This is a genomic window from Bacillota bacterium (assembly GCA_012839765.1).
GTDB lineage: Bacteria > Bacillota > Limnochordia > DUMW01 > DUMW01 > DUMW01.
In genome coordinates, this window is sequence record DUMW01000119.1 from 1 (window position 1) to 3,111 (window position 3,111).

A 3,111-nucleotide genomic window follows, 5' to 3' on the forward strand; every position below is an offset into this window, starting at 1 on the left:
ATACTACCATGGTCTGGTTTACTTGTCAATCATTTTATGCTTAACTCGTTTACCGAGGCTATGTAAGCACCTTGAGCAGGCTTTTGAGGCTTAGAAGCCTATTGGTGTGTTGCCGGCACTCGTTAGTTTCACCAAGTGTTTTTGCTTGACAGTTTTTCCATTCTGATGTAAGTTTTAATCAGAATAAGGCTAGGTTGGTGTTGATTGTGAGTATAACCCAAAGAGATATTGCCAGGGCCTTGAACGTATCGGTCACCACCGTATCCAACGCCCTCAGGGGACAGGGACGGGTCAGTGAAGAGTTGCGTACCAAGATTCTGGAGATGGCTAGTCGCAAAGGGTACTTCCAAACCCGTCTAGCGACCACCCCCATGCTTGGGGCCATCGTGTGTAATACACCGCAGGATCCGACACAGGGTTCTGGCGACGGAACATCCAGCATACAATCGGCCAGCTATTTCTCCGTCCAGGCCATCGAGGGCATTCAGTCGGTGATTAAAGAACAGGGTTATTCACTCGTCTACCACGTGATGCAGGGACTAGATGATGGCGGAGTATTACCGGACATGATCACCCACGGTCTTGTACAAGGGGTCTTCTTGATTGGGGGAAGTATCTCTGATCAATACATTGCCAAGGTGGCCAATACGGGATTACCGGTGGTATTGCTCTTCACCGAAGTGGATATCGTGGACCTGAATACAATCCTGGCCAATAATCGTCAAGGTGCCTACAAGGCTGTCAAGCATTTATTGGAACTAGGGCACCGACGGATCGGTTTCATTAATGGCTGGCAGTCAACCCATACCAGTGAGATGAAGATGATGGGCTATGAAAAAGCCTTGCATGAGTATAATCTCCCCGTGGAAGAAGAGCTTTGCTTGTCCGCCGACTTCACAAGACGGGGCGGCAGGCAGGCCATGGAGCAACTGTTAACCCTTGTTCCCCGGCCCACAGCCGTGTTTGTGGCCGATGATATCATGGCCATTGGGGCCATGGAAGCCTGTCATGAACGTCAACTGAACATCCCAACAGATATCGCCATCGTAGGATTCGGGGACAGTCCTCTTGCTGTCGGTGCCATGCCTGCCCTGACAACGGTCCACGTATCTAAACATAAGATTGGTGAATTGGCCGCCAAGCGCATGCTCCAACTGTTGGAAGACCCTAACCAAGAAATCCAGCACCTGACGGTGTCCTGTCGGGTAATCTGCAGGCAATCCTGCGGTTGTCAGCAGACCCAATCCCAAGGAAATAACCACGCTTCCTAAGAAGTAGACAACAACTTGATTGACAACCCGAAAGAACTAGTGCTACAATTTCCGCGGACATTTATGCAAGGAGCGTTCGTGAAATGCGATTGATTGATGGGGCGAAATACGCGCAACTAGTGGTCACTTGGCTGCGGGAACAAGTCCAAAAGGCCAAGGCCAAGGGCGTGGTCTTGGGTATTAGCGGCGGATTAGATTCCGCAGTCCTGGCAGTACTGGCTAAACGGGCCTTTCCCGATGATACTCTAGGGTTAATCCTGCCCTGTCACAGTCAGGCGGAAGATGCGGCCCACGCGGAGCTTCTAGCCCACCAGTTCGACATCAGGACTGTCACAGTAGATTTGACCCCTGTCTATGATCTCTTTGTCGACATCCTCGAGCAAAAAGCCGGTCCTTCGGACACATCCCAGGTGGCCTTGGGGAATATTAAGTCGAGGTTGCGGATGAATACCCTGTATTACTTCGCTTCCTTCCATAACTATCTTGTGATCGGAGCCACCAATAAAAGCGAGCTAATGACCGGCTACTTCACTAAACATGGCGACTCCGGTGTAGACCTGTTACCCATCGCAGGGCTGGTAAAAACAGAAGTCCGGCAACTGGCGGAATACTTACAGGTCCCGCAAGTAATCATTGACAAACCTCCCTCGGCTGGACTGTGGCCGGGACAAACCGATGAACAGGAAATGGGCTTTTCGTACGAAGATTTGGATAGATACCTGTGGGAGGGTGTGGGCACGGATGAGTTCACCGCCCGGATGCGGGACATCGTGGCCAAGACAGCCCATAAACGGGCTTTCCCATCAATGCCGGAGTTTCCTGTGCCCTACGTCAACCGGTGAGGGAGCAGGGTGACAAACCCTATCCCCTCACCTCCTCGCTTACCATTCGTGAAATACCCAGAATTCGCCATCCAAAGACTATCGATTTCGCCTGATCCTCACTATTGATCCGCGTACAAGCCGCAAGTTCTTCAATCACTGGCGGACAACTCACCCAAAACGTACTGGCTTACCACTGATTTCAGCACGGTTCTTCCCAAGACACCTACTACACTCATTTTAGGACATAAAAGAAGACCGGCCCCAAACAAGGACCGGCCTCGGTTGCATATTAACTAGGCGGCAACGGGCGCCTTGGGACGTTTGGCAGTCATTCTACGCCGCACCAGCACGATGGCCCCCACCACCAATGGGAACAGGGTAGCTAAGAAGATCACCCAGAGATTCTGGTCATTAATCCAGCGCAGCTCCCGAACACTACCGGGCACCACATTACCCTCTTCGTCCACGAATCTCAGCTGCCAGGTCCCCTGGTTCTCACTGAGATCCAGTTTGTATGCTTCGAAGGTGGGCGCTCTACCCTGCATTCCCTCTGCCTCGGGATCAAATTCCACCACGTAGTAACCCAAGGCGTATCCCGGTGTTTGCTGGACGTAGTAGGGTTTCTTGGTGATTTCCTGGACCACCTTACCATCCTTCAGTACCTGCAACGTCAACCCCGGTACCTCGTTCAACTGCACCCACAGACCCAATCCCTTGGTACCCTGTCCTGCCAAGGGATCATGGAGGAACAGCATTCTGGTGTAGTAAAACATATCGTATTGCTTGGTTTCAAAGGGCAACACATAGAAAGCCGTCTCGTCTTTGACGTAAATCACTTGACTCACGTCATTGGACAATTCGAACTGATTCCACCGACTGTCCGGACGCATCTGATAGCCCAACCCGGTCCGCCGATGGCTGTAAACAACCAACTTCCGCTCACTATCCGGCACCAGGTTTCCTTCGGTGTCCAGCATCCGAATCCGGTACTCACCGGCGGGCAGATTCACCACAAA

3 protein-coding genes are annotated in these 3,111 nt (G+C 51.8%); 2 read left to right on the plus strand and 1 reads right to left on the minus strand.

All coding sequences use genetic code 11. The features are described 5' to 3' along the window. Window positions 1–197: 197 nt before the first annotated feature. Together GXX57_11520 and nadE are read left to right on the plus strand one after the other, a co-directional pair. A complete protein-coding gene (locus GXX57_11520) occupies window positions 198–1,271 on the plus strand; it encodes a LacI family transcriptional regulator (GenBank protein ID HHV45272.1) in 1,074 nt (357 codons plus the stop codon). A gap of 83 nt (window positions 1,272–1,354) precedes the next feature. Beyond that, window positions 1,355–2,113, plus strand: coding sequence for an NAD(+) synthase (nadE, locus tag GXX57_11525; GenBank protein ID HHV45273.1), 759 nt, complete (start codon window positions 1,355–1,357; stop codon window positions 2,111–2,113). Between the two features lie 275 nt (window positions 2,114–2,388). On the opposite strand, the gene GXX57_11530 is transcribed toward nadE, so the two are convergent. Then, window positions 2,389–3,111 (minus strand): hypothetical protein (locus GXX57_11530; protein HHV45274.1); only part of this gene is annotated, 723 nt, incomplete at its 5' end.